Annotated in this window: 17 protein-coding genes, 1 tRNA gene, 3 rRNA genes and 2 pseudogenes; 3 read left to right on the top strand and 20 right to left on the bottom strand. The window is 51.6% G+C overall.

Annotated elements, in window-relative coordinates; all coding sequences use genetic code 11:
• Window positions 1–509 precede the first annotated feature (509 nt).
• The 5 genes and pseudogenes from gltX to JI735_RS37705 form a co-directional block, all read right to left on the bottom strand.
• A pseudogene (gene gltX, locus JI735_RS05545) lies at window positions 510–1,972 on the bottom strand (glutamate--tRNA ligase).
• 50 nt (window positions 1,973–2,022) lie between these two features.
• Window positions 2,023–2,511: a 2-C-methyl-D-erythritol 2,4-cyclodiphosphate synthase gene (ispF, locus tag JI735_RS05550; RefSeq protein ID WP_039832593.1), complete on the bottom strand. Its 489-nt coding sequence runs from the start codon at window positions 2,509–2,511 to the stop codon at window positions 2,023–2,025.
• Window positions 2,508–3,206: a 2-C-methyl-D-erythritol 4-phosphate cytidylyltransferase gene (gene ispD / locus JI735_RS05555; protein WP_039832592.1), complete on the bottom strand. Its 699-nt coding sequence runs from the start codon at window positions 3,204–3,206 to the stop codon at window positions 2,508–2,510. Before ispD ends, ispF begins: the two co-directional genes overlap by 4 nt.
• A 95-nt stretch (window positions 3,207–3,301) precedes the next feature.
• Window positions 3,302–4,156, bottom strand: a pseudogene (locus JI735_RS05560) (PIN domain-containing protein); the annotation flags it as partial.
• Window positions 4,157–4,209: 53 nt separating this feature from the next.
• Window positions 4,210–4,389 carry a hypothetical protein gene (locus JI735_RS37705; RefSeq protein ID WP_411830055.1) on the bottom strand — a complete coding sequence of 60 codons (180 nt, stop codon included), beginning with the start codon at window positions 4,387–4,389 and terminating at the stop codon, window positions 4,210–4,212.
• Between the two features lie 215 nt (window positions 4,390–4,604).
• On the opposite strand from JI735_RS37705, the gene JI735_RS05565 reads away from it, so the two are divergent.
• A complete protein-coding gene (locus JI735_RS05565; RefSeq protein ID WP_025706608.1) occupies window positions 4,605–5,000 on the top strand; it encodes a nucleoside triphosphate pyrophosphohydrolase family protein in 396 nt (131 codons plus the stop codon).
• Window positions 5,001–5,143: 143 nt separating this feature from the next.
• Here JI735_RS05565 and pssA read toward each other — a convergent pair whose 3' ends face one another.
• The 12 genes from pssA to JI735_RS05625 form a co-directional block, all read right to left on the bottom strand.
• Window positions 5,144–5,881 carry a CDP-diacylglycerol--serine O-phosphatidyltransferase gene (gene pssA, locus JI735_RS05570; RefSeq protein ID WP_039832589.1) on the bottom strand — a complete coding sequence of 246 codons (738 nt, stop codon included), beginning with the start codon at window positions 5,879–5,881 and terminating at the stop codon, window positions 5,144–5,146.
• 64 nt (window positions 5,882–5,945) lie between these two features.
• Window positions 5,946–7,013, bottom strand: a complete 1,068-nt coding sequence (gene disA / locus JI735_RS05575; protein ID WP_020427098.1) for a DNA integrity scanning diadenylate cyclase DisA — start codon at window positions 7,011–7,013, stop codon at window positions 5,946–5,948.
• 13 nt (window positions 7,014–7,026) lie between these two features.
• Window positions 7,027–8,394 carry a DNA repair protein RadA gene (gene radA / locus JI735_RS05580; protein ID WP_039832588.1) on the bottom strand — a complete coding sequence of 456 codons (1,368 nt, stop codon included), beginning with the start codon at window positions 8,392–8,394 and terminating at the stop codon, window positions 7,027–7,029.
• A 241-nt stretch (window positions 8,395–8,635) separates the two neighbouring features.
• Window positions 8,636–11,104 (bottom strand): ATP-dependent protease ATP-binding subunit ClpC, encoded by a 2,469-nt coding sequence (clpC, locus tag JI735_RS05585; RefSeq protein ID WP_039832587.1) that lies wholly within the window; start codon window positions 11,102–11,104, stop codon window positions 8,636–8,638.
• A 36-nt stretch (window positions 11,105–11,140) separates the two neighbouring features.
• A complete protein-coding gene (locus JI735_RS05590; RefSeq protein WP_039832586.1) occupies window positions 11,141–12,205 on the bottom strand; it encodes a protein-arginine kinase McsB in 1,065 nt (354 codons plus the stop codon).
• Window positions 12,206–12,233: 28 nt separating this feature from the next.
• The gene (locus JI735_RS05595; RefSeq protein WP_020427102.1) at window positions 12,234–12,758 is read right to left on the bottom strand and encodes a protein-arginine kinase activator protein McsA; all 525 of its coding nucleotides are present in this window, start codon (window positions 12,756–12,758) and stop codon (window positions 12,234–12,236) included.
• 29 nt (window positions 12,759–12,787) lie between these two features.
• On the bottom strand, window positions 12,788–13,249 hold the full coding sequence (locus tag JI735_RS05600) for a CtsR family transcriptional regulator (RefSeq protein WP_020427103.1): 462 nt from the start codon (window positions 13,247–13,249) through the stop codon (window positions 12,788–12,790).
• Window positions 13,250–13,654: 405 nt separating this feature from the next.
• On the bottom strand, window positions 13,655–14,827 hold the full coding sequence (locus tag JI735_RS05605; protein WP_039832585.1) for a GNAT family N-acetyltransferase: 1,173 nt from the start codon (window positions 14,825–14,827) through the stop codon (window positions 13,655–13,657).
• A gap of 417 nt (window positions 14,828–15,244) precedes the next feature.
• Window positions 15,245–15,361 (bottom strand): 5S ribosomal RNA (gene rrf / locus JI735_RS05610).
• A gap of 78 nt (window positions 15,362–15,439) precedes the next feature.
• Window positions 15,440–18,367, bottom strand: a 23S ribosomal RNA gene (locus JI735_RS05615).
• A gap of 288 nt (window positions 18,368–18,655) precedes the next feature.
• Window positions 18,656–18,731 (bottom strand) — tRNA-Ala (locus JI735_RS05620).
• Between the two features lie 100 nt (window positions 18,732–18,831).
• Window positions 18,832–20,382 (bottom strand): 16S ribosomal RNA (locus JI735_RS05625).
• The 16S, 23S and 5S rRNA genes sit together here with 1 tRNA gene alongside, the layout of an rRNA operon.
• Before the next feature lie 457 nt (window positions 20,383–20,839).
• On the opposite strand from JI735_RS05625, the gene JI735_RS05630 reads away from it, so the two are divergent.
• Complete coding sequence (locus JI735_RS05630) at window positions 20,840–22,096, top strand: MFS transporter (protein WP_099091761.1); 1,257 nt, start codon at window positions 20,840–20,842, stop codon at window positions 22,094–22,096.
• 198 nt (window positions 22,097–22,294) lie between these two features.
• Complete coding sequence (locus JI735_RS05635) at window positions 22,295–23,569, top strand: molybdopterin-dependent oxidoreductase (RefSeq protein ID WP_039835712.1); 1,275 nt, start codon at window positions 22,295–22,297, stop codon at window positions 23,567–23,569.
• Between the two features lie 16 nt (window positions 23,570–23,585).
• On the opposite strand, the gene JI735_RS35350 is transcribed toward JI735_RS05635, so the two are convergent.
• From JI735_RS35350 to JI735_RS05645, 3 genes are read right to left on the bottom strand one after another with little or no spacing between them, the layout of a single operon-like run.
• Complete coding sequence (locus tag JI735_RS35350; protein ID WP_233476263.1) at window positions 23,586–24,443, bottom strand: transglycosylase domain-containing protein; 858 nt, start codon at window positions 24,441–24,443, stop codon at window positions 23,586–23,588.
• Window positions 24,434–25,453 carry a transglycosylase domain-containing protein gene (locus JI735_RS35355; RefSeq protein ID WP_233476264.1) on the bottom strand — a complete coding sequence of 340 codons (1,020 nt, stop codon included), beginning with the start codon at window positions 25,451–25,453 and terminating at the stop codon, window positions 24,434–24,436. Before JI735_RS35355 ends, JI735_RS35350 begins: the two co-directional genes overlap by 10 nt.
• Window positions 25,450–26,067 (bottom strand): hypothetical protein, encoded by a 618-nt coding sequence (locus tag JI735_RS05645; RefSeq protein ID WP_039835710.1) that lies wholly within the window; start codon window positions 26,065–26,067, stop codon window positions 25,450–25,452. Before JI735_RS05645 ends, JI735_RS35355 begins: the two co-directional genes overlap by 4 nt.
• Window positions 26,068–26,162: the final 95 nt, after the last annotated feature.

Below are 26,162 nucleotides of genomic sequence, written 5' to 3' on the forward strand. Positions count from 1 at the left end.
ACGGTTCCCCTCTTCTTTGACTTCCCGCCTCCTGTTTACAGGTACGCAAGGAAGGTATTGTCTGCAGCCCACGTTCTCTCTATGTGTATGCTGTGAGCCTTGGCTTTCGCGTACAACTCTCCCCAAATTTCAACAAAAAACGCCTCTGCAGCATAAAGCTGCAGAGACGTTTAACCGCGGTTCCACTCTGCTTGAACACGGCCTATTGTACTGGTCAGCATTTCCGGCCAGCAAGTGCCCTGTGTCCCTCTTGGCGTCTTTAACGGCAACGTTCCCGGCACAGTCTAACATTCCTAGCAGGAACGCTCAACCGTGCAGCTCACAGGCGCATGTTCTGCGGCAGACAAATGAATAACTTCCAGCCTGCAAAGGAGATTCCTTAGCGGTTATTCTCTCTGGCAATTGTCCTTGTACGCGTACTTTTCCTGATCCCAGCTATTATTATTATTCTTCTATCTTAGCTAAAAGACAACGGACTGACAAGGGGTTCTCCGCCCTGCTGTCCCCGCTTAAGCCCCTTTGATCTGCGATTTCAGACGTTCAATGACCCGGTTTCGGCCCAGCAGCACGATGGTAGCGTTCAAATCACGGCCATGCGTTTGTCCGGTTAAAGCGACACGAATCGGCATAAACAGCGCTTTGCCCTTATGCCCGGTCTCCTTCTGCACTTCCTTAATCAGAACGGCCATGTTGCTGGCAGTAAACTCACCGGTGGCTTCCACTTTGGCCAGGAAAGCGGACAGGACCTCAGGAACCTGGCTTTCGGCCAGAATCTGGGCGGCCTCTGTTTCAAGCTCTACATGGCTGCGGAAAAACAGCTCTGATAACTCCACGATATTCGACGCGGAAGTCATCTGCTCCTGGTACAGCGCCACCAGACTTTCCGCCCAAGCCTGCTGTTCCTCATTCAGCGATGCCGGCAATCTTCCGGCTTGCTGCAGATGGGGAATGGCCAAAGCCGCAATCCGCTTCGGATCGGCATGCTTGATATAGTGGTTGTTCAAATGCGCAAGCTTATTCGTATCAAAAACAGCCGGACTCTTGGAGAGACGGTTCGCGGTGAAGATAGAAATCAGCTCTTCTTTGCTGAAGATCTCCTCCTCGCCTTCCGGCGACCAGCCCAGCAGAGCAATGAAGTTGAACAGCGCTTCCGGCAGATAGCCGAGCTGATCATACTGCTCGATGAACTGAATAATGGATTCGTTGCGTTTGCTCAGCTTCTTGTGGTCATCACCGACAATCAGCGTCATATGGCCAAACAGCGGAGCCTCCCAGCCAAGGGCCTCATAAATCATCAGCTGGCGGGGTGTATTGGAGATATGGTCTTCGCCGCGCAGGACATGGCTTATTTCCATCAGATGGTCATCTACAGCCACAGCGAAGTTATAGGTTGGTATTCCATCCTTCTTCACAATGACAAAGTCGCCCATCTCTTTGCTATTAAAAGAAATGCTGCCCTTTACGATATCATCAAAGGTATAAGTGCGGTCCTCCGGCACACGGAAACGGATGCTTGCAATGCGTCCTTCCGCTTCATACGCCTTCTGCTGCTCTTCGGTCAAATTCCGGTGCTTGCCGGAATAACGCGGAGTCTCGCCGCGTGCAGCCTGCTCTTCACGTTCCGCTTCCAGCTCTTCTTCGGTGCAGTAGCAGCGGTATGCAAGACCGCGGTCAAGCAGCTCCTGCCAGTATACGCGGTACAGATCCAAACGTTCAGTCTGGCGGTAAGGTCCAAATTCACCACCGACATCCACGCTTTCATCCCAATCCATTCCCAGCCACTTCAAATATTTGAGCTGGCTTTCTTCCCCTCAGCAATGTTGCGCTTTACGTCCGTATCTTCGATCCGGATAATGAATTTGCCGCCCAGATTGCGGGCGAACAGATAATTGAACAATGCCGTTCTGGCATTTCCGATATGTAAATGTCCCGTAGGGCTTGGTGCGTAACGCACCCGGACTTGATCTGCCATGTCAATCCCTCCGCTTCATAATGGTTAAAATCAGGCAATGTGCAGCCATCTCAAGATGATATCACATCTTGGAGCAGACAGACAATAGATTGTGCCGCAATTCCTTCTCCGCGTCCGGTGAAGCCAAGCTGTTCGGTGGTGGTTGCTTTTACGTTCACCTTCGATGTCTCGGCACCCAGTGCATCCGCGATAATCTCGGTCATTTGCGGGATATACGGCGCCATCTTCGGCTTCTGGGCAATAATCGTGGAGTCGATATTTCCGAGCTTATAGCCGCGCTCACGGGCAAGTGCCCACACCTGCTCCAGCAGCTTCAGACTGTCCGCATCCTTGAACGCCGGGTCGGTATCGGGAAAATGCCTGCCGATATCGCCAAGCCCCAGTGCGCCCAGAATGGCATCGCTCACCGCGTGCAGCAGCACATCGGCATCGGAATGTCCAAGCAATCCTTTTTCATAGGGTATGGTGACACCGCCAATAATGCATGGCCTTCCTTCTACTAACTGGTGTACATCGAAACCTTGTCCTACAGCAATCATGTTTGTACCTCTCCCCTGCTTCTTTGTGTAAATTCTGCAAAATCAAGATCCTCCGGTGTGGTGATCTTAATGTTGGCGTAACTCCCCTCCACAACAGCAACCGGAATACCGCTGCGCTCCGCGAGACTGGAATCATCGGTGCCGAGAAATCCGTCACGCTCTGCCGATTCGTACGCTACAAGCAGTTCGGACAGACGAAAAGTCTGCGGGGTCTGAATCGCCCACAGACTTCGCCGATCCGGTGTAGACAGCACCTTGCCATCCTTGTCCACCTGTTTGATCGTATCTTTTACCGGCACAGCAAGCACTGAGGCACCAATCTCCCTGGCATGCTCGTAGCAGGCTGTGATTTCGTTAATCTGCACAAACGGACGGACCCCATCATGCACCATTACCCAAGTTGTCTTGAGATGTCTCAGCCCCAAATGCACGGAATGCTGGCGTTCGGAGCCTCCGGTCACTACAGATACCACTTTGTCGAGTCTGTAGGCCTTAACCCACTCCCGGCAGCGGTCCACATCTTCTTTGCCTGTAACCAGTACGATTTCAGAGATCAGCGGATGCCGCTGAAAGACCTCCAGGGTATGCACGATAATAGGTTTCCCCTGCAGCAGCAAGTACTGCTTGCTCTCCACAGTCCCCATTCTTGTTCCTCTGCCTGCCGCCACGATCACGGCGCCTACACTGTTTGACATTCTGCCCTTCTCCTGTCTGCACGTATACCCCCATCATAACGTGTTTGACGGCCATTTCCAACCCGCTGGAGCAGCTTTCACAGTCCCGGAACCGTTTATTGCGCTTTTTCCATCAGCTTTGGCTTGGCAAAGATCATCCGTCCTGCCGAAGTTTGCAGCACACTGGTGACCAGAACCTCCATGGTTGTACCAATATATTCACGCCCGCCCTCAACCACAATCATGGTTCCGTCATCCAAATAGGCAACGCCCTGCCCATGCTCCTTGCCATCCTTGATCACTTGCACAATAATCTCTTCACCGGGGAGAACCACCGGCTTCACCGCATTGGCCAGGTCATTGATATTAAGAACCGACACTCCCTGCAGCTCACATACCTTATTCAGGTTAAAATCATTGGTGACCACCTTGCCGCGCAGCACCTTTGCCAACTTGACCAGCTTGCTGTCCACTTCGGAGATTTCTTCAAAATCCCCTTCGTAGATCAGAACTTTCACATCCAGCTCTTTTTGGATTTTGTTCAGGATATCCAGCCCGCGCCGCCCGCGGTTGCGTTTCAGCAGATCCGAAGAATCGGCAATATGCTGCAGCTCCTCCAGAACGAATTCCGGGATCACGATGGTCCCTTCGATAAAACCGGTTTTGCAGATGTCGGCAATCCGTCCGTCAATAATGACGCTTGTATCCAGAATCTTATGTTCTTCCAGCCCGCGGCCTTCCGGTTCCGGTGCTTGTCCCCAGCGGCCGGTTGTCCACAGCGAAGCCAGCTCCTCTTTCTTTTCCAGCCCAATCCGCAGCCCCATATACCCGAACGTAAGCGTAGCAGCCACCTGCAGCAGTTCTCCTGCTTTTCCAAGCCAGGTCATTGCGGGATACAACAGCAGGGATAACAGGAGTCCTCCCGTAAGCCCTGCAGTACCTGCAGCCAGTTCATTCATCGGTATGCGCGAATAATACTGCACCGTTTCCCGCAGTTTCGAACCTCCCCATTCCGCGCATAAAGTCACCGCAAACAAAAAATAATGGCACCCAGCACCGCAAACAAAATACCGCCCTGCACGGGCAAGCTGTCTTTCAGTTTATCCATTCCTGCCGGGAATCCTCTTTCTGCCGCATGGTATAGCGTATAACCTGACCAAGCTCCGCATAATGCGGCAAGCATTAAAATTAATTTTTTCCACATAACCTTTGGCACCTCCTTTTATTCATCCAAAAATGATCTGTTCCTCACCAGTATGTTCCAATTTTTGGGACGATAATCCGTGAGCCTGTTATTTTTTCTGACAAGAGCCATCAGCTCCAGTAAAAAGATAATCGTATACTTCTATTATTTGGTTGAAAACAGGGGGAGGCCTGACATATAATGAACTCAATTACGAACCCAGGGGTGAATGGAAAATGAGCGCACCAAGTTTACAGGCCTTCCAGGATCAAGTCTCCGAACTGCTGCTCCGTCACCGTAGTCTTCTGGATGTAATGTCCAAAAACGGGCAGAGCAGCGCTTCCGTCAATCGTGCAGTCGTCAAAGCCATTACCGAATGCGGCTGTATCCAGCTGCACGCCAAGAAGCAGGTATTTGAGCCCGGTTTGGGGCTTGAACAAGCCAAGGAACTTGCAGGCACGCATCTCCAAGGGGAACTGTGCGAGAACTGCCGTGAGGTGGTGGCCTCGGAGTTGGGACGCGAGCTGTTCTATATGTCTGCCCTCTGCAATTTGCTTGATATTAATATGGACGAGGTTGTAGAAAAGGAATCGCAAAAATGCGCCACACTCGGATTGTTTAATTTCTCCTGATCCGCTTGATGCGCTCTTTTCCTCCACTCAAGCCAAAAAGGCTTTGCCATCCACTGATCCCAGGGAACGGCAAAGCCTTTTGCGTACGCATATTTGTAAAACTCTAATAATAACTGTGATCCACTCTGCCTTGCAGCAGCCGATTATCCATTCTTGGATTGATATACTTTATCTTCTGCGCGGCGTCTGCGGCGGTGACGGCGGCGGGCCGTCAGCCGGTCGATATTTTGCTTAAATCCATACAGCGCATATAACGCAAGCAGTACAAAAATTACCTTGGAGATTTGTTCCGGAAAAATCACAGCAACTGCAACTGCGATCACAATAACTACAGGAGAGCCTACAACTGCCTTTTTGGGCAGGCCAACCTTTTTGAAATTCGGATATTTAACCGTGCTGACCATGAGATAGGACAGCAGCAGCGTAGCAACAATCATAAACGGAGCCGATACATCTTTATGAAAAAGCGCCAGTGTAGCCAGCACCCCGCCCGCAGCAGGAATCGGAAGCCCTACAAAATAACCGGGAATGCCGGGACGGACATTGAAACGGGCCAGCCGAAGCGCACCGAATACCGGAAAAATCGCTGCTACAGTCCAGCCTAATGCAGAATTCAGATCCTGCAAGCTTGTAATATACATGATTAGAGCAGGCGCTACTCCGAACGAAACGACATCGGATAAAGAGTCCAGCTCCTTGCCAAATTCACTTTCGCATTTCAGCGCCCGAGCAACACGACCGTCCAGCCCGTCTAACAGCATAGCGATAATCACCATGATAGCGGCCATGCTCAGTTTACCGTCAAACGCCATCATGATACCAAACATCCCAAGCATTAAGTTACCAATGGTAAATAAACTCGGAATTGATTTTTGTATCATTTCTTCACCTCTGTTTTCTTACTGTGAGCCCTTACGTCTTCAATATTACGTGATTGTATGTTATTTACATTTGCCTGTCAATAAGAACTTGCTTCTGCAGCCGTTTTAGGCCGTCCTGAATATTGCGGGCACGCACTTCTCCGATGCCATCCACCTCATCCAATTCGGCGATGCTGGCCGTCATCAGGTTAGGCAGCATTTCAAACCGTTCAACCAGATTGTGGATGATCACATTCGGCAGCCGCGGAATTTTGTTCAGCAGACGATATCCGCGCGGCGTCACCACTTCCTCTGAAGAAATCGCCGTAGAAGAATATCCAAGCAGACGGGCAATATGATTATCGTCCATGAGATCATCATCGCTGGTGCGTTTGAGTCCGGCGATAATTTCGCGGATTTTGTCCTCCTGCTCCTCTCTGGCATAGTCTCTGTACAGAAGCCATGCTTCTTCCTCTGTATTTCCAACCAGTTCTTCCATTTGCATACTGATAAGACGCCCTTCATTGCCAAGCTCATTGATATAGCGCTTGATCTCCATCTTAATCCGCAGCACCATTTCCACACGCTGTATCACTCCGACTACCTCAGCTACAGTGACAATCCCCTCATATTCCGAAGCGGAGAGATTAGTCAGGCTTTGTGTGAGCACGGCTCTATATTTTTCCAGCGTTTGAATCGCCTGATTGGCCTTGGCCAGAATCGATCCGATTTCTTTGAGCGCATACCGGATCGAGCCCTGATAGAGCGTGATGATGTTTCGCCGCTGGGAGATGGAAACTACAAGCTTGCCCGTCTGCTTGGCAACACGCTCAGCTGTCCGGTGCCGGATGCCTGTCTCGATGGAGGAGATGGAGGAATCAGGAATCAGCTGTGTATTCGCATAGAGAATCCGCTTCAAATCTTCGCTTAATATAATCGCGCCGTCCATTTTGGCCAGCTCATATAAGTAATTGGGCGAAAAATCACAGTTGATGGAAAAACCGCCATCTACAACCTCCATCACTTCAGGACTATATCCGACAACAATAAGCGCGCCTGTCTTCGCGCGAAGCACATTCTCCAGGCCTTCCCGGAAGGGTGTTCCCGGCGCCGCCATTCTGAGCAGGTCATTCATATTTTCTAATTCCTTCATTGTTCAGTGCCCCCTAATCTAACGCGACCGCTAGTGCATCTGCTACGGTGCTGACGCCAATAATCTGGATATCCTGCGGATGCTTCCAGCCTTTCATGCTTTTTTCGGGCATTATGACTCTCCGGAAGCCCAGCTTAGCAGCCTCCTTGACGCGTGTCTCCGCACGGGAAACCCCTCTCACTTCTCCAGTAAGTCCAACTTCGCCAAAAAAAACATCGTAAGGCTTTGTCGATATATCACGGAAGCTGGAAGCAATACTGACGGCAACCGCCAGATCAATGGCTGGTTCATCCAGCTTCACCCCGCCAGCAACATTGAGGTATGCATCCTGGTTCTGCAGAAACATCCCCATCCGCTTCTCGAGTACCGCAATAATAAGTGCCATTCTTTGATGATCCATGCCCGTGCACATCCGCCGCGGGGAAGGGAAATGGGTGGCGGCTACCAGCGCCTGAAGCTCGACAAGCACGGGTCTGGTGCCCTCCATACTGGCAACAACGGCTGATCCGGCTACTCCCAGCGGGCGCTCCGACAAAAAGAGCTCGGAGGGATTCTCCACCTCGGTAAGCCCGATTTCCCCCATCTCAAAAATACCAATCTCATTAGTGGAACCAAACCGGTTTTTGACCGCTCGCAGCAACCGGTACGTGTGATGCCGCTCCCCTTCAAAATAGAGCACACAATCGACCATATGCTCCAGCATTCGCGGTCCGGCAATAGCCCCCTCTTTGGTCACATGCCCTACCAGAACCGTGGCAATTCCGCGAATTTTGGCAATCCGCATGAACCTTGTTGTACATTCCCGGACCTGCGTCACACTGCCGGGTGCGCTTGTCACTTCCGGCATAAATACGGTCTGAATGGAGTCAATGACAAGAAATTGGGGCTGGATCTGTTCAATGGCTTCTTCGATGCTCTCCATATTTGTCTCACACAGCACATACAGCTCTGCCGACAGCGCCCCTAGGCGATCTGCACGCAGCTTTGTTTGCCGGACGGACTCTTCTCCTGAAATATACAGTACACGCAATCCCTGGGTGGTCAGCGCATGGGAGGTCTGCAGCAGGAGCGTCGATTTACCGATCCCTGGATCACCGCCTACCAGCACCAGCGAGCCGGGCACAATTCCTCCCCCAAGCACACGGTTAAGCTCACCAATGCCTGTCAGGATACGCGGCTCCTTATCACTTTCTATATTTATGATCGATTGCGCCTTTTCTTTACTCTGAAAAATCGGTGCAGTCATACCTTGTGTTTTAACTACGCTTTCCGTCTCTTCCACCATGGAATTCCATGCCTGGCAGCCGGGACACTTACCGAACCACTTCGGCGATTCATAGCCGCATTCGGTGCAGAAAAATTTCGTTTTTGGTTTAGCCATGTGTGCTCCTATCAGTCTGAACTGACTAAAATTGCGGATAATTTACTCATACTCAAAGTTTACCATTTCTGCACACTGAACGGAAGGTCACTTATGATCTACTTTTTTACAACCTTCTCATTAACCTTCCTGAAACATAGCTTAATTAAACATCGGTATATGACGCGAATTTTATTATATTCAAAAAAGCTCCCGCTCCTCTATACGGAGGAGCGGGAGCTTTGTTTCAAGTACGCAGCTGTTATTCGGTTCCAACCTCTTTTTCCGGAGTGACGGCTACCGGCGGTTCCACTGTGGTTACCACAAGCTCACCGTTTACTTCATCAATCTTGAGGGAATCCCCCTTCTTGATGTTGCCCTTCAGCAGCTCTTCGGAAAGACGGTCTTCGATATGCTTTTGGATGGCCCGGCGCAGCGGACGGGCACCAAAGGCAGGATCGTAGCCTTCTTTGGCCAGGAAGGCCTTAGCGCCATCTGTAAGCATAAAGTCCACATCATATTCACGCAGCCGCTTGCGCAATTCATCGGACATGAGCGTGACGATTTCGGCAATATGCTTTTCTTCCAGGGAGTGGAAGACAATGATTTCGTCAATACGGTTCAGGAACTCAGGGCGGAAGCTCTTCTTGAGTTCTTCCATGACTTTGCCCTTCATGTTGTTGTAATCCGCTCCTGCATCCTGCACCGCTGTAAATCCAAGCGTCGAATTCTTCTTGATTGCCTGCGCCCCAACGTTGGAGGTCAGAATGATCAGAGTGTTGCGGAAGTCGACTACACGGCCTTTGGAATCGGTCAAACGGCCGTCTTCCAGCACCTGCAGCAGAATATTGAATACCTCCGGATGCGCCTTCTCAATTTCGTCCAGGAGCACTACAGAGTATGGCTTGCGGCGGACCTTCTCGGTCAATTGTCCGCCTTCTTCATAGCCGACATACCCTGGAGGCGCTCCGACCAGACGGGAAGTGGAATGCTTCTCCATGTACTCCGACATATCGATACGGACAACCGCATTTTCATCACCGAACATTGCTTCGGCAAGCGCACGGGCCAGCTCGGTTTTACCTACCCCGGTTGGTCCAAGGAAGATGAAGGAACCCATTGGACGTTTCGGGTCTTTAAGACCTGCACGCGCCCGGCGCAGTGCCCGGCTGACAGCCTTCACGGCTTCGTCCTGGCCAATGACACGTTCATGGAGCAGAGCTTCCATATTCAGCAGCCGGTCCGTTTCTTCTTCCTTCAGCTTGCTGACAGGAATACCTGTCCAGCTGGCAACCACCTGAGCGATATCCTCTGGCGTTACCTGGGAATCGGTACGTCCCTGTTTTTCTTTCCATTGGTTTTTGGTAGTATCCAGTTCCTCACGGATTTTCTGTTCGGTATCGCGCAGTGCAGCTGCTTTCTCGAATTCTTGGCTTTGCACAGCGGAATCCTTTTCCTTGCGGATATCGTCCAGGCGCATTTCCAGTTCCTTCAGATTTGGCGGGATAGTGTAAGAATTAAGTCTTACCTTGGAACCTGCTTCATCAATCAGGTCAATGGCCTTATCCGGCAGGAAGCGGTCAGAAATATAGCGGTCGGAAAGCTTCACAGCTTCCACAATGGCTTCATCTGTGATCTTCACCCGGTGATGGGCTTCATAGCGGTCACGCAGACCGTAGAGAATTTGCACGGCTTCTTCCGGAGAAGGCTGATCCACCGTGATCGGCTGGAACCGGCGCTCTAGCGCGGCATCCTTCTCAATGTATTTGCGGTATTCATCCAGCGTGGTAGCACCAATGCATTGCAGCTCTCCACGGGCGAGTGCAGGCTTCAGAATGTTGGAAGCGTCAATGGCGCCTTCCGCACCGCCTGCGCCGATCAGGGTATGCAGCTCATCAATGAAGAGCACAATGTTCCCTGCCTGGCGAATCTCATCCATAATTTTTTTGAGGCGGTCTTCGAACTCACCGCGGTATTTTGTGCCGGCAACCACAGAACCCATATCCAGGGTCATTACGCGTTTGTCACGCAGAGTTTCCGGAATTTCGTTGTTGATGATCTTCTGTGCCAAGCCTTCGGCGATCGCTGTTTTACCTACCCCGGGTTCACCAATCAGCACCGGATTGTTTTTGGTCCGGCGGCTGAGCACCTGAATCACACGCTCAATCTCCTTGCTGCGGCCAATGACCGGATCAAGGTTGCCGTCTTTGGCATAAGCGGTCAAATCACGGGCCAGGCCATCCAGCGTAGGCGTGCTGACATTGGCTGGAGTCCCGCTGTGGCTCGAAGTAGCTTCGCTGCTGCCCAGAAGCTGAAGCACCTGCTGGCGGGCTTTATTCAGGCTGATTCCGAGGTTATTGAGCACACGGGCGGCTACGCCCTCGCCTTCACGGATCAGTCCGAGCAGAATATGCTCTGTTCCGACATAAGTGTGGCCCAGCTTGCGGGCTTCATCCATCGACAGTTCGATAACCTTTTTGGCACGAGGAGTATAAGCAATGTTTGTAGGCTGTTCTTGTCCCCGGCCGATCAGTGTTTCCACTTCGTCCTGGATTTTCTCAAGACCCAGACCCAGACCAATCAAAGCCTTGGCGGCGATGCCGTCTCCTTCACGAATCAGTCCGAGCAAAATATGTTCTGTCCCAATGTTGTTATGTCCCAAACGAACGGCTTCTTCCTGCGCCAGTGCGAGCACCTTTTGTGCGCGTTCCGTAAATCTTCCAAACATCATATCTCCTGCACCTCCACGGATAATAAATATCTATAATTAATGTTGTGATCCCAGTGTCTCCCGGAGCAGCTTCGCCCGGTACATATCGCGTTCGGTGGCTGTCATCTCGTCTCCGAACATCTTTTGCAGAAAGCCCGGCTGTGTCTTCACATTCAGCTCGTTGAGCACTGAAATCGGCGGTCCTTCCAGAATCCCAAGATCGACTCCCAGCCTTAGGTCAGAGAGCCGCTGTGCGGACTCCTTCAGCTCCATCACCGCTGCATAAGACAAAATCCCGTAGGAACGTTTGATTCTGTCCGTAATCCGCAAAGCGGAATCGGCCAGCAGCCGCTCCCGGGCATTACGCTCATGTTCAATAATCTGGGTGACTACGCTGTGCAGATTCTCGATGATCTCATTTTCCGTCTGCCCAAGCGTAATTTGGTTGGAAATCTGAAAGATGTTCCCTACTGCTTCGCTGCCTTCACCGTAAATTCCTCTTACTGTGAGTCCCACCTGATTCACTGCGGATAAAATCCGGTTGATCTGGTGAGTCATGACAAGTGCAGGCAAATGCACCATCACCGAGGCGCGAAGCCCTGTACCTACATTCGTGGGACAACTGGTCAAATACCCTCTTCGGTCATCAAAGGCGTAATTGACCGAGCCCTCAAAAATATCATCAATGGCTGTCGCCCTTACCCAAGCCTCTCTAACCTGCAGACCAGGGAACAGGCACTGGATGCGCAGATGGTCTTCTTCATTGATCATGATGCTGACCGACTCATCCTCGTTCAGGATCACTGCACCGCCCCGGGAGTCATTGGCCAGATTAGGGCTGATGAGGTGCTTCTCCACAAGCACTTTTTTGTCCAGCTCATCGAGCTCATCCAGCTTCAGCAGTTGAAAGCTGCCGAAATCCGCGGCTGCTTCCCCCTGAAAAACAGGAGCAAGCTGCTTCATCACCTCTTCCGACTGCTCTGCCGAAGCCAGCAAAGGGAAGGGAAGGTGCTCCAGATTGCGGGCGATCCGCATCCGGCTGCTGATGACAATCTCGGAATGGCTGCCTCCGCAGCGCATCCAGTCACTAAGGGCTTGTTCGGTAAACCGGAGACTTGACATGTCTTATCCCCCCTATATATCAAAGACTTTACTCTTGCGGCATTTCTTTTTCAAGTTTTCGGATCTGGTCCCTCAGCTCAGCTGCAGTCTCAAATTCCTCTTCTGCGATACTTTGCTGGAGCTCCTGCTTCAGCTCATCAATTTTGCGTTTGCACATGATCTGTGCTCCGGCACGTTTGGGAAGCTTGCCGACATGAGCGGTGCTGCCATGCACCCGTCTGAAGAGCGGGTCCAGCGTGCTGTCAAAATATTTATAACAGGAGCTGCAGCCAAAACGCCCAAGCTTGCTGAACTGGGAATAAGTCATGCCGCAATTCTCACATCGCAGACCCTGTACAGTCTGGGCTGCCGCATTTTTTTCCTTGCCGGCTCCTTCCAGATCCAAGAGACCTGACAGCAGGCTGTGGATAGAGAACCCTCCAGCAGTTCCCGGAATCAGCTCCCCTTTTTCACGCGCACAGCTTTCACAAATATGAAATTCCGTCTTCTCCCCGTTCACAATTTTGGTGAAGTGGAGTGTCGCCGGTTTGACCCCGCATTCCTGGCAAAGCATAAGCGGTGTCCCTCCTTCAGATTTGACCGTTATTTGCCCAATAAGGAGATTAGCATGGCCTTCATTAGCTTGGCACGAATCTCATCCCGGTACGGCAGATTAACCGTCAGGCATTCCCGGGAAACAGCGGCGCGCATGAGACACGCTTCACGCTTGGTTAGAAACCGGGCCTCCTCCAGCTGATAAATCAGTCCTTCGGCGGAATTTTGATCGATATCCTTTCCTATTGTAGAATTGAGATGGGCATACAGTGCCACATTCTGCGGGAGCTCGAAACGCTGAATCCGAATATAGCCGCCGCCGCCGCGCTTGCTCTCAACTACATAGCCCTTTTCCAAAGTAAAACGTGTACTGATGACATAATTGATCTGAGACGGTACGCATGAGAACTGGTCCGCCAGGTCATTGCGCTGAATTTCCACCGTACCTTCGGGACTTTCATGCAAAATATTCTTCAGATATTGTTCGATAATATCAGAGATATTACGCATCACTCATCCTCCAGTGTTCAAAACTTATAGTCCCTCTTGTTGCACTTCCGTCCGGCAATGATCTCTAAGAACTTAACCCAAGTGCATCAGCCCGAATCGGAGTGAACCCGGCGTTAAGCTTCATACAGCATCAAGCCGGAGGTATACCAAAAAAGCCATCCATGAAGAGCCTGCCACCATGTTGTTGCCTCTCATCAGAGAACTGATTCCGAGCTGCGTTGACTTTGACTTTCTTTGACTTTTTTCATATTATAACACATTCTCACTGAATTCCAAGGGGTTGCTTTTATTTTTTACTTTTTTTGCCCATTGTATTCCCTTCTTTCTCAACAAGAGGCGAATAAAGCGATTGTAAAAAGCCCCCCAAGCTTCTTCTCGAAGCCGGGAGAGCCCTAAACTGCAGGATCAGAAAAAATCAAACAGCGCTGTTTTGGCTTGAGGAATAACCTCTTCCAGCCATTCAAGCCCGGACGGGCTTGCATTAAGCTGTCCGTACTTCGCCAGTTCTACAGGCCGTTTGTAACCCAGCAACATCACTGTGAGTGCTCCAATGGTGCAGCTGCAATCAGCAGCAGCCTGTTCACCATCCAGACGCTCTAACGTTGACGCACCATTCCCGGCCACACTCCATAACCACAACCCGTTATTCCAAGGGGCATGCTCATCTTCAATATACAGGGTTCTACTCTCAAGGCTGTTACGGCTCCGGAAGGTAAAGTTCTCTATAAAGGCCCGCGCATTCACAATCCGCGCCATAAAGTATGGATAATTCTCCTGCGGAATCCGCGGGTCTGGGAGCAAATAAGGTAGGATATCATCAGCGGGCACCAGCTTGAGCGAAGCACCGGTAATCATCGAATCGTGGTTAGCCAGAAATGTCCACAAGCCTTTACGCGCCTGTTCGTTCAAAAAAATAAATTCATCAATAACCAGTTCATTGTTGACTATTTTATACAGCACATAGCCTTCCGGCTCACCAAGCTCTGAGTAAAAAACACCGTGATGCGTGTCCGAATCCAATACCCTTTGCTTCCACCACTCCTGATCACGCTGCAGAGTTCCATTGTATTCAGCGGCAAACCGGCTGTACAGCCCTTCCAGTATTTCCAGAGCGGCAGAATCACGTTTTATACTGCCCTGAATTTCAGTTTTTCGCGGAAATTTGTCCACAGGGATAGAATACTTTTTATACTCACAGTAGACCTCCCAGCCGAACTTACGGTAAAAGGGAATCAAAAACGGATGCAGAAAAGACAATGTCTGTCCCGAGTCGTTCATCGTTTGCAGCGTATGTGATAAAAGCTTGGCCACAAGCCCCTGCCTGCGGTTCTCCGGCCATGTGGATACTCCGGCTATTCCACCCATAGGAAATACTTTGCCTTGTATGTAGGCCTGAAGCGGAAGCAATTTCAATTGAGCGCCCAGCGTCCCGTCTTCAAAGACTCCCCATACTCTTTCCGGTCTAAACTTCTGTCTGGCTTCAGCTCTGTCTTCATCGGCAACCTTATATTTAAAAGCATATTCGGACAAGCTCAAGCTCGCTTCAAATTCCTCAGAATGCAATTGCCTGATTTCCACTTCCGCTCACCTCATCAAAGTTAGTATTAGTGCTCTCTACGTGAGTATAGCAAGCAAAACGCCTTAGCGCTATTCTGCCGGAGAAAATCAGAATTCCCACAAGTTATCCACAGATAAAACACAAAACAAATCATATCCACCCGGTATTATACATCCCTCAAAAAGTTATCCACCATTTCCGGAACATTATCCACATAATCCACTTTTTATCCACAAAAACCGTGAATTATTAGGGTTTTCTCTTGACTCATCCACATTCTTGTGTATTTAAACAGGAAATTCAGTGTATAGATGGCTTACTGCAATTGTATCCACATGTGTGCAACTTTTCGGAAATTGCTGAAAATTATCCACAGCTTTTCCACAACCCTGCACAACGCAAAAAAGCCACTGTCAATAACTCAACAGTGGTCATGTGCTTGGCGGCGTCCTACTCTCCCAGGACCCTTCGGTCCAAGTACCATCGGCGCTGGAGGGCTTAACGGTCGTGTTCGGGATGGGTACGCGTGGAACCCCTCCGCTATCGCCACCAAACGGGCATTTACAGCGTAAATGCTTCAGGAATTTGATTCCTGAAAACTGAATCCGAAACGAAATTTGCATTTTAGTTTATTGGATAAGCCCTCGACCGATTAGTATTGGTCAGCTCCACACGTTGCCGTGCTTCCACCTCCAACCTATCTACCTCGTCGTCTTCAAGGGGTCTTACGTATTGGGAAATCTCATCTTGAGGGGGGCTTCACGCTTAGATGCTTTCAGCGCTTATCCCGTCCGTACGTAGCTACCCAGCCATGCTCCTGGCGGAACAACTGGTGCACCAGCGGTACGTCCATCCCGGTCCTCTCGTACTAAGGACAGCTCCTCTCAAATTTCCTGCGCCCACGACAGATAGGGACCGAACTGTCTCACGACGTTCTGAACCCAGCTCGCGTACCGCTTTAATGGGCGAACAGCCCAACCCTTGGGACCTACTTCAGCCCCAGGATGCGATGAGCCGACATCGAGGTGCCAAACCTCCCCGTCGATGTGGACTCTTGGGGGAGATAAGCCTGTTATCCCCAGGGTAGCTTTTATCCGTTGAGCGATGGCCCTTCCATGCGGTACCACCGGATCACTAAGTCCGACTTTCGTCCCTGCTCGACTTGTAGGTCTCGCAGTCAAGCTCCCTTCTGCCTTTGCACTCTTCGAATGATTTCCAACCATTCTGAGGGAACCTTTGAACGCCTCCGTTACTCTTTAGGAGGCGACCGCCCCAGTCAAACTGCCCGCCTGACACGGTCCCCGTACCCGCTCAGGGTACCAGGTTAGAACCTAGATACGATCAGGGTGGTATCCCAACGGCGCCTCCACCGAAGCTTGCGCTCCGGCTTCTACGGCTCCCACCTATCCTGTACAGATCGTACCCAAATTCAATATCAAGCTGCAGTAAAGCTCCATGGGGTCTTTCCGTCTTGTCGCGGGTAACCTGCATCTTCACAGGTATTAAAATTTCACCGGATCTCTCGTTGAGACAGCGCCCAAGTCGTTACGCCATTCGTGCGGGTCAGAATTTACCTGACAAGGAATTTCGCTACCTTAGGACCGTTATAGTTACGGCCGCCGTTTACTGGGGCTTCGGTTCACAGCTTCGGAGTTGCCTCCTAACCGCTCCCCTTAACCTTCCAGCACCGGGCAGGCGTCAGCCCGTATACTTCGCCTTGCGGCTTCGCACAGACCTGTGTTTTTGCTAAACAGTCGCTTGGGCCTTTTCACTGCGGCCCCCTCGGGCTATTCACCCTACCGAGGCACCCCTTCTCCCGAAGTTACGGGGTCATTTTGCCGAGTTCCTTAACGAGAGTTCTTCCGCGCGCCTTAGAATTCTCTTCTCGCCTACCTGTGTCGGTTTGCGGTACGGGCACCTTCTCCTGGCTAGAGGCTTTTCTTGGCAGTGTGAGATCATGACCTTCGCTACTGTAATTTTCGCTCCCCATCACAGCCCAGCCTTTCGGTGTGCGGATTTGCCTACACACCAGCCTCACTGCTTGGACGGACATCCATCAGTCCGCGTCACTACCCTCCTGCGTCACCCCATCGCTCATAGCGGATTACGGTGGTACAGTAATTTCAAACTGTTGTCCTTCGACTACGCCTGTCGGCCTCGCCTTAGGTCCCGACTTACCCTGAGCGGACGAGCCTTCCTCAGGAAACCTTGGGCTTTCGGCGGATCAGATTCTCACTGATCTTTTCGTTACTCATACCGGCATTCTCACTTGTGTACGCTCCAGCGCTCCTTACGGTACACCTTCAATGTATACACAACGCTCCCCTACCCCTGATGCAAAGCATCAAGCCATAGCTTCGGTGGTGTGTTTAGCCCCGTTACATTTTCGGCGCAGAGTCACTCGACCAGTGAGCTATTACGCACTCTTTCAATGGTGGCTGCTTCTAAGCCAACATCCTGGTTGTCTGTGCAACTCCACATCCTTTCCCACTTAACACACACTTGGGGACCTTAGCTGATGGTCTGGGCTGTTTCCCTTTTGACAATGGATCTTAGCACTCACTGTCTGACTCCCGGCAAGAAGTCCATGGCATTCGGAGTTTGACTGAGCTTGGTAACCCTTGCGGGCCCCGCACCCAATCAGTGCTCTACCTCCACGACTCCATTCACCGAGGCTAGCCCTAAAGCTATTTCGGGGAGAACCAGCTATCTCCGAGTTCGATTGGAATTTCTCCGCTACCCCCACCTCATCCCCGCACTTTTCAACGTACGTGGGTTCGGGCCTCCAGTGCGTGTTACCGCACCTTCACCCTGGACAGGGGTAGATCACACGGTTTCGGGTCTACGTCCACATACTTAATCGCCCTATTCAGACTCGCTTTCGCTGCGGCTCCGGCTTCTCACCTTAACCTTGCATGTTAAACGTAACTCGCCGGTTCATTCTACAAAAGGCACGCCATCACCCCTAAAATGGGCTCTGACTTTTTGTAAGCACACGGTTTCAGGTTCTATTTCACTCCCCTTCCGGGGTGCTTTTCACCTTTCCCTCACGGTACTGTTTCACTATCGGTCGCCAGGTAGTATTTAGCCTTAGCAGATGGTCCTGCCGGATTCATACGGGGTTTCACGTGCCCCGCACTACTCGGGATCCGTCTCGGAGGGAACAGGGTTTAGGGTACAGGGCTTTTACCTCTATCGCGGGCCTTTCCAGACCTCTTCGCCTACCCGGTTCCTTTGTAACTCCATGTGAGACGTCCCACAACCCCAAGGAGCAAGCTCCTTGGTTTAGGCTGTTCCGCGTTCGCTCGCCGCTACTGACGGAATCACTATTGTTTTCTCTTCCTCAGGGTACTTAGATGTTTCAGTTCCCCTGGTCTGCCTCTTCACACCCTATGAATTCAGATGTGAGTGACTGCGAATTACCACAGCCGGGTTTCCCCATTCGGACACCCCCGGATCAAAGCTTGCTTACAGCTCCCCGAGGCAGTTTCGTTGTTCGCCACGTCCTTCGTCGGCTCCTGGCGCCTAGGCATCCTCCGTGTGCTCTTATTAGCTTAACCATCGCTCCGACATTTCGCTTGTTCGCTCCGCTTGAGCGCAGGTCCTGTTCACGGCTTGCACCATTCACAAGGGGATTTCCACTCAAAAGTCGCTGCACAATCGAAAATCTTCGCTTAGCATCACTATTAATTCTTCACTTGCTTACACAAGTTCAGCTTAAAGGAATGTTCTAAAACGCATTTTCGTTTCGGTATCCAGTTTTCAAGGATCAAGGTTCTGTTACTCTTAACGAGAAACTCCGTTAATCACAACAGATATTCAAGACATAACAAATAGATGAAGTTTGTTGGTGGAGCCAAGCGGGATCGAACCGCTGACCTCCTGCTTGCAAGGCAGGCGCTCTCCCAGCTGAGCTATGGCCCCGCAAATTCCATCAAAACCGAACAAATGGATACGCGTTAAGTATCTGGAAGCTTACACTTCCGATTTGAATGTCACCGTTTCAGGTGACGATTCTCCATAGAAAGGAGGTGATCCAGCCGCACCTTCCGATACGGCTACCTTGTTACGACTTCACCCCAATCATCTACCCCACCTTCGGCGGCTGGCCCCCTTGCGGGTTACCCCACCGACTTCGGGTGTTGTAAACTCTCGTGGTGTGACGGGCGGTGTGTACAAGACCCGGGAACGTATTCACCGCGGCATGCTGATCCGCGATTACTAGCAATTCCGACTTCATGCAGGCGAGTTGCAGCCTGCAATCCGAACTGAGACCGGCTTTGCTGGGATTGGCTCCACCTCGCGGCTTCGCTTCCCGTTGTACCGGCCATTGTAGTACGTGTGTAGCCCAGGTCATAAGGGGCATGATGATTTGACGTCATCCCCACCTTCCTCCGGTTTGTCACCGGCAGTCACTCTAGAGTGCCCAGCTTGACCTGCTGGCAACTAAAGTCAAGGGTTGCGCTCGTTGCGGGACTTAACCCAACATCTCACGACACGAGCTGACGACAACCATGCACCACCTGTCTCAACTTTCCCCGAAGGGCACCTGATGCATCTCTGCTTCGTTAGTTGGATGTCAAGACCTGGTAAGGTTCTTCGCGTTGCTTCGAATTAAACCACATACTCCACTGCTTGTGCGGGTCCCCGTCAATTCCTTTGAGTTTCAGTCTTGCGACCGTACTCCCCAGGCGGAGTGCTTACTGTGTTAACTTCGGCACCAAGGGTATCGAAACCCCTAACACCTAGCACTCATCGTTTACGGCGTGGACTACCAGGGTATCTAATCCTGTTTGCTCCCCACGCTTTCGCGCCTCAGCGTCAGTTACAGCCCAGAAAGTCGCCTTCGCCACTGGTGTTCCTCCACATCTCTACGCATTTCACCGCTACACGTGGAATTCCACTTTCCTCTTCTGTACTCAAGCTGCCCAGTTTCCAGTGCGACCCCAGGTTGAGCCCAAGGTTTAAACACCAGACTTAAGCAGCCGCCTGCGCGCGCTTTACGCCCAATAATTCCGGACAACGCTTGCCCCCTACGTATTACCGCGGCTGCTGGCACGTAGTTAGCCGGGGCTTTCTTCTCAGGTACCGTCACTCCGGCAGCAGTTACTCTACCGGACGTTCTTCCCTGGCAACAGAGCTTTACGATCCGAAAACCTTCATCACTCACGCGGCGTTGCTCCGTCAGGCTTTCGCCCATTGCGGAAGATTCCCTACTGCTGCCTCCCGTAGGAGTCTGGGCCGTGTCTCAGTCCCAGTGTGGCCGTTCACCCTCTCAGGTCGGCTACGCATCGTCGCCTTGGTAGGCCGTTACCCCACCAACTAGCTAATGCGCCGCAGGCCCATCCTCTAGCAGCAGATTGCTCCGCCTTTCATCCCAAACCCAGGTGGGTCAAGGAATTATCCGGTATTAGCTACCGTTTCCGGTAGTTATCCCAGTCTAGAGGGTAGGTTGCCTACGTGTTACTCACCCGTCCGCCGCTAAGCTTACCCCGAAGGATAAACTCCGCTCGACTTGCATGTATTAGGCACGCCGCCAGCGTTCGTCCTGAGCCAGGATCAAACTCTCCAATAAGGTTTTTTCGAGTGGCCGCTTCCTTGAATTGCTCCAAGAAAATAACCATCCGAAATGTTATTAAAAGAGCGATAGCTCATTTTGAAACTGACGATTCATTATATGAATCTCTTAAAAATTAACGCGTTCCATTTGTTCAGTTTTCAAAGAACTTGCTCCCGTCATCTAAACACTTCGTGTCAAGCGCAGGAATTAGATCATATCATGTTTCATTGTATCTTGTCAACTTATTTCTTCTACGCTCATTCATTCAGCGTCGATGCCTCATAAGCACAAGAGATAATATATCACGCCACTAGGATGATTGCAAGCTTTTTTTATAAATAAATGAACTGGCGCATAATTAGTACGGATAGGGCACAAATTGATTTCCATAATACAATACTTATGGCTAAAATAAAGCTTAATGAAAGCCAGCAATCACTCACATTATTAACCAGCTCGGAAAGGAGAACTGATGAATAATAAGACCATATCGTCCACAGCACCAATAATCAAGGAAGAGCAGGATCAGCGCCACCTGCAGCAGGCTACTATTTACCGTATTTTGCTCGCTGTCAGCTTTGTTCATTTATTTAATGATTCTATTCAAGCGCTGATCCCGGCCATGTTTCCTATCCTGAAGGACAATATGCTGCTTTCTTATGCTCAAGTGGGATGGATCGCTTTTGCCCTGAACATTACGTCCTCAGTGATTCAGCCTGTTATAGGCTATGCCGCTGACCGAACGCCACGGCCTATCCTGCTGCCGCTGGGAATGTGCTGCACTTTTGCCGGAGTGTTCCTGCTCGCTTTTGCCGGCAATTATGCGCTCGTGATCTTTTCAGTGATACTTGTCGGATTCGGGTCGGCTGCGTTCCATCCGGAAGGGATGCGCGTGGCTCATATGGCTGCGGGTCAGCGAAAGGGATTATCCCAATCCATCTTTCAGGTTGGCGGCAACGCCGGACAGTCCCTGGGTCCACTCTTGATGAAATGGGTATTCATCCCGTTTGGTCAGATGGGCGCGCTCGGTTTCACTGTCATTGCGGCAGCTGGCATCGCTGTTCAGACCTATGTGGCCAAATGGTACCGGAAAATGCTGAACGAAGGATATACCTTCCGTAAAAAATCTGCTGCACGAACGATTGATCCTGCACGCAGCAAAAGCATTTTGACCGCCACTATTATTCTGGTCTTCCTTGTATTTGTCCGTTCCTGGTACGGCGCCTCCATTGGTGGCTACTATGCCTTCTACTTAATGAAGAATTATGGGATGACCATTGATGATGCCCAGATCTACATTTTTATGTACCTGGCTGCCGGTGCGGTTGGCACATTCTTTGGCGGGCCGCTTGCGGACCGTTTTGGACGGCGGAACCTGATCCTGCTCTCGATGGTGGGAACAGTCCCCTTCGCATTGGCGCTTCCTTTTGTAAATCAGGCCTTTGCGCTTGTCCTGCTGGTTATCTCGGGTTTCATCCTGTTGTCCAGCTTCTCCGTGACGGTAATCTATGCACAGATGCTGTATCCGGGAAATATCGGCACGGTCTCCGGCCTGATTACCGGACTGGCTTTTGGACTCGGCGGTATCGGTTCTGTTGTCATTGGTGAGCTCATTGACCGGATTGGCATTACGACAGTATTCGTGGCCTGCGGATTCCTCCCGTTGCTTGGTCTGCTTGCCCTACTGCTCCCCGGAGACAAAAAGCTGGAAGAGTGGGCGGCTGAATAACCTGCTGAGCGTGAACTTCAAAACCCCTTTTTAGCCTAGTCCATCCTTCTTGTCTGCTGAGAAAGATGGGCTTTTTGACGAATGTAACAGATGGCAGCGGCAGCCAAGCAGAGAATTATTCAACAGCCGATTTTTGCGGTACAATTAGTTAAAAGTTGAATGATTCGTCATAGCAGTAGAGCTAGAGGAGGGACAGCAATGGGGAAAGCTTTGGCGTGGATCCGCAAAGGCTACGGAAAAAAGCTGGTTTCCATTCACAAGTGGAATGCCTGGCTGGTATTGTTCCTGGCAGTAAGCGGATTGCTGCTGGTCGGAGGGTTCTGGCGGGAGCTGCTTGGCGAAGGAAGAGTGTGGCTGAAGTGGGCGCATATCGGATTTGGGCTGGTGCTGCTAGTACCGGTCATTTATTATTTACTCCTTGCCGCCAAACACTGGAAAAGACTGAAGGGCAAGGGCCCGCAGAAGGCCAATGTAATTTTTGTGCTGGTTCTGCTGGCCGGCTGGATCGTATCCGGGATTGTCCTCTGGCAGTTCAGACTTGCCGGTCCGAGGGCAGCCAATAGCGCTCTGCTCATTCACGACCTGCTCACCTGGGTTGGGCTTCCGGTTATGATCTATCATTCCATTACCAGGGTCAAATGGCTGAAGGAGCCCAAGAAACGCTCCATTGTGCCGGAAACGGCTTTGGAGAGCAAGGACAAGATTATAGACGGAACTCAAAAGCCTGCAGCAGCACAGGGGCCCCAGCCGATGTACTCACGCCGCGGGTTCATTAAAGTTGCTGTTGGCGCAGGGCTGGCCGTTACGCTTGGCCCAACTTTTGTGCGCTGGATCAGCAAATCCCTTCAGCTTCCGGGTGCTGCCGAGTATGCCGCGAACAATGCCAATAATCTGCTTCCGGATCCTGTACCGCTGGCTGATTCTGCCCCTCCCGTCGGAGGCGGAGCGGAAGGCAGCTTCCGGGTGTATACCGTTACGGATATCCCTGCGTTCGATAACAGCAGCTGGTCTTTTACCATCGATGGCCTGGTTGACCAAAAATTCACTTGGAATTGGGAGGAATTCGTCAAGCTGCAACGCGAGGTGCAGGTCAGCGATTTCCATTGTGTTACGGGCTGGTCGGTATATAAAAACACCTGGGAAGGGCTCCCCCTCGCAAAGCTGCTTGACATGGCCGGTGTACGTGAGCAAGCAGCGATGGTGAAGTTCTATTCCGGCGATGGAGTTTACACCGATTCGCTGACGCTGGCCCAGGCGCGGATGGAGGATGTAATGGTCGCCGTGATGCATGACGGCAAACCCATCCCGAACCAGCTTGGAGGCCCCGTACGCCTGGTGACCCCGCAAATGTATGCCTATAAATCAGTGAAGTGGCTTAACCGGATAGAGCTTATTGACGAGGACCACGTCGGCTACTGGGAACAACGCGGTTATGACAAGGATGCCTGGCTGCCGAATGCGAAGCGGGTATAGACCGGCAATATGTCTATCACCTTGTGCTCGCATACACTTTGTTCATCACAGCAGAAAATAATCCGGCCGCCTTTCCACTGCCGGCGGTCATGTAGTTATCCTTATCTGTACGGTCGAATCCCATCCATACAGCTGCTGTTAAGTCCGGGGTATAACCGACGAACCAGAGGTCGCGGTTGGCCTTGCCGGTGACACCCGGCAGGCCGGCCTGGGTCGTGCCGGTTTTCCCGGCTACCGGAACGTTCATGCGGGCCTTTGATCCCGTCCCGTTGTTGACGACGTTACGAAGCATAGCAGTCATACTTGCTGCGGTTCTCTGCGAGATGACCTGGCGCTGTGCAGAAGTATACGTGTACAATGTTTTCCCTTCTGCATCTGTAATGCTTCTTACAGTATGGGCTTGGCGGAAGGCTCCTCCACTCGCGAACACACTGTAAGCCTGCGCCATCTTGAGCGGAGACACTCCGGTATGCAATCCGCCAAGGGCAATTGACAGATTGTTGTCTTCCGGCGGCAGCGTTACTCCAAGCTTGGCCGCGAAAGAACGGGCGTTTGCAATTCCCACCTGCTTCAGCAGCCAAACGGCCGGAGCATTAATGGACTGCTGCAGCGCCAGTGCCATATTGACTTGTCCCCGGTAGATACCATTCAGATTATCGGGACTATAATCCCCGTACCTCTCCTTCCGGTCGGGAAGAATACTATCCGGTGCAAAACGTCCGGTTTCCAGCGCGGGTCCGTAATCGATTATCGGCTTAAAGGCTGAACCAGGCTGGCGCGCATCGATAATAGCCCGGTTAATACCGCCTATACTTGGATGGCGCCCGCCAGTCAACGCCACAACATCACCAGTGTTATGATTGATTATAGCCATAGCAGCCTCCACTTGCTGCGTTGTACCGTCCGGGGGAAGAATTCAGGATTACCGAAAGTCTCTTCCAGCGCCTGCTGGGCACCGGGATTCATTCCGGTCACTATCGTGTAGCCTCCTGTCCGCAATTCCTCTAGCGGCTGTCCGGTGAGCCGGGAAGCTTCCTTAAGTGCCGCATCCATATAAGAATCGCCTATCCTCTCCGCCTTAGCCCTCTCTACAGGTCGAAACTCCTTGCTCATCGCAGCAGCCATTTCCGCATGGGTAATCAATCCCCGCTGCTGCATCATCCGCAGTACAAGGTCTCTCCTTCCCTTAGACCGCTCCCCCTCCGCCTCAGGGTTGTATACAGAGGGCCCTTTGGGAATAGCCGCCAGCGCAGCAATTTGCCAGATCTCCAATTCTTTCAATTGAGTTATACCGAAATAATATTCCGCTGCTGATTTTACCCCATATTGGCCGTGGCCCATGTAGATTTGATTGAGATACAGCTGCAAAATCTCCTGTTTTGATAGCCGCTTCTCCAAGGCCAGTGCGAGGGAGGCCTCCTTCAGCTTGCGCAGCATATTTTTATCCCTGTTCAGATAAAGATTACGGGCAAGCTGCTGGGTGATGCTGCTGCCTCCCTCTGAGGCGCTGAGCTGCACCGTGTTGTGCAACGCAGCACGAAGGATTCCCGGGTAATCCAGTCCCTGATGGCTGTAAAACCGCTGGTCCTCGACGGCTAAAAAGGTCTCGATCAGCAATTCCGGCATCTCTTCCAGCCGGGCCGTTACTCTGTAGCCTGATTCGGGAAGCGGGATTCGGCGCAGTACCGTCCCATCCGAGGCAAGAATTACACTGGATTGCGGAAGCTTCAGCTTTTCGGGATAACGGTCAAGTACAGTACCTCCGTATTGATGGACATAAACCAGTATAACCAGCAGCAGTATGGCAGAGACTACCGCAAGGTCAAAAGCAGTATAAAAGACATGCTGCAGCTTGTGTACGACTCTGGCATCCGGCCTGCTCATGACCGGGCCATCAGGTTCTCCAGGAACCCTTCCATCCCCGTCGCCTCTCGTTGAGCCGCTTCTATCTGCGGAACCAGCTCTTGCGCCTGTTCTTCCGCCGCGGCTTCATGCAGCAAACGCAGCAGCGTTCGTGTTCTTAGTATCAGAGCCATAAGCGCTTCGCTATCCAGCACCGGCTCATCCTGCTGGCTGATTCTATGATCAGTCTTATCCGCTAACTCCGCCGTGTCCGGTCTCCTGATTCTGCGCAGATTAGCAGCCAGCTGGCCCAGTTCGCCGCCGCTGTCCACCTTCAGCTCCCCGACGGTGCCCCGGCTGGACAATTCCTCTGTTGCCTGCAGCAGGCTCTTGAGATCATCGGATATTTTCTGCGAACGCAGCAGAAAGATTCCAGTAAACAGGGCTGTGAACAGCAGCACCGCAAGTGGCCTCCGCCCGATATGATTCGTCATCCAATGCAGGAGCCGAATGTAAAAAGCTGTAGATTCGGCGCCATAATGCGAGTACAGCAATGCAACCATCCAATACGCGGCAGCGAGCAGCATCCCGCTGAGCAGCACACTTCCTCCAAAGATATACAGATAGCCGGAGCGTACCGTATTGAATTTTTTCAAAACCATTCCCCTCCTAGTCACACAGGCAATAACCGCCTAATGTCAACTAGACTACCGGCCAATTCTTAAGAAGCAGCGGCCAAAATGCTGAAGAT

The sequence above is a fragment of the Paenibacillus sonchi genome, from assembly GCF_016772475.1.
In the GTDB taxonomy this organism is placed as follows: Bacteria; Bacillota; Bacilli; order Paenibacillales; family Paenibacillaceae; genus Paenibacillus_AQ; species Paenibacillus_AQ sonchi.

Coding starts and splice junctions, on each gene's coding strand:
- JI735_RS05600 (WP_020427103.1), bottom strand. CDS start 13,249: ATGCGTAATATCTCTGATATTATCGAACAATATCTGAAGAATATTTTG.
- clpC (WP_039832587.1), bottom strand. CDS start 11,104: ATGATGTTTGGAAGATTTACGGAACGCGCACAAAAGGTGCTCGCACTG.
- ispD (WP_039832592.1), bottom strand. CDS start 3,206: ATGTCAAACAGTGTAGGCGCCGTGATCGTGGCGGCAGGCAGAGGAACA.
- JI735_RS05635 (WP_039835712.1), top strand. CDS start 22,295: ATGGGGAAAGCTTTGGCGTGGATCCGCAAAGGCTACGGAAAAAAGCTG.
- disA (WP_020427098.1), bottom strand. CDS start 7,013: ATGAAGGAATTAGAAAATATGAATGACCTGCTCAGAATGGCGGCGCCG.
- pssA (WP_039832589.1), bottom strand. CDS start 5,881: ATGATACAAAAATCAATTCCGAGTTTATTTACCATTGGTAACTTAATG.
- JI735_RS05565 (WP_025706608.1), top strand. CDS start 4,605: ATGAGCGCACCAAGTTTACAGGCCTTCCAGGATCAAGTCTCCGAACTG.
- JI735_RS05630 (WP_099091761.1), top strand. CDS start 20,840: ATGAATAATAAGACCATATCGTCCACAGCACCAATAATCAAGGAAGAG.
- JI735_RS35350 (WP_233476263.1), bottom strand. CDS start 24,443: ATGGCTATAATCAATCATAACACTGGTGATGTTGTGGCGTTGACTGGC.
- JI735_RS35355 (WP_233476264.1), bottom strand. CDS start 25,453: ATGAGCAGGCCGGATGCCAGAGTCGTACACAAGCTGCAGCATGTCTTT.
- ispF (WP_039832593.1), bottom strand. CDS start 2,511: ATGATTGCTGTAGGACAAGGTTTCGATGTACACCAGTTAGTAGAAGGA.
- JI735_RS05590 (WP_039832586.1), bottom strand. CDS start 12,205: ATGTCAAGTCTCCGGTTTACCGAACAAGCCCTTAGTGACTGGATGCGC.
- JI735_RS37705 (WP_411830055.1), bottom strand. CDS start 4,389: ATGTGGAAAAAATTAATTTTAATGCTTGCCGCATTATGCGGAGCTTGG.
- radA (WP_039832588.1), bottom strand. CDS start 8,394: ATGGCTAAACCAAAAACGAAATTTTTCTGCACCGAATGCGGCTATGAA.
- JI735_RS05595 (WP_020427102.1), bottom strand. CDS start 12,758: ATGCTTTGCCAGGAATGCGGGGTCAAACCGGCGACACTCCACTTCACC.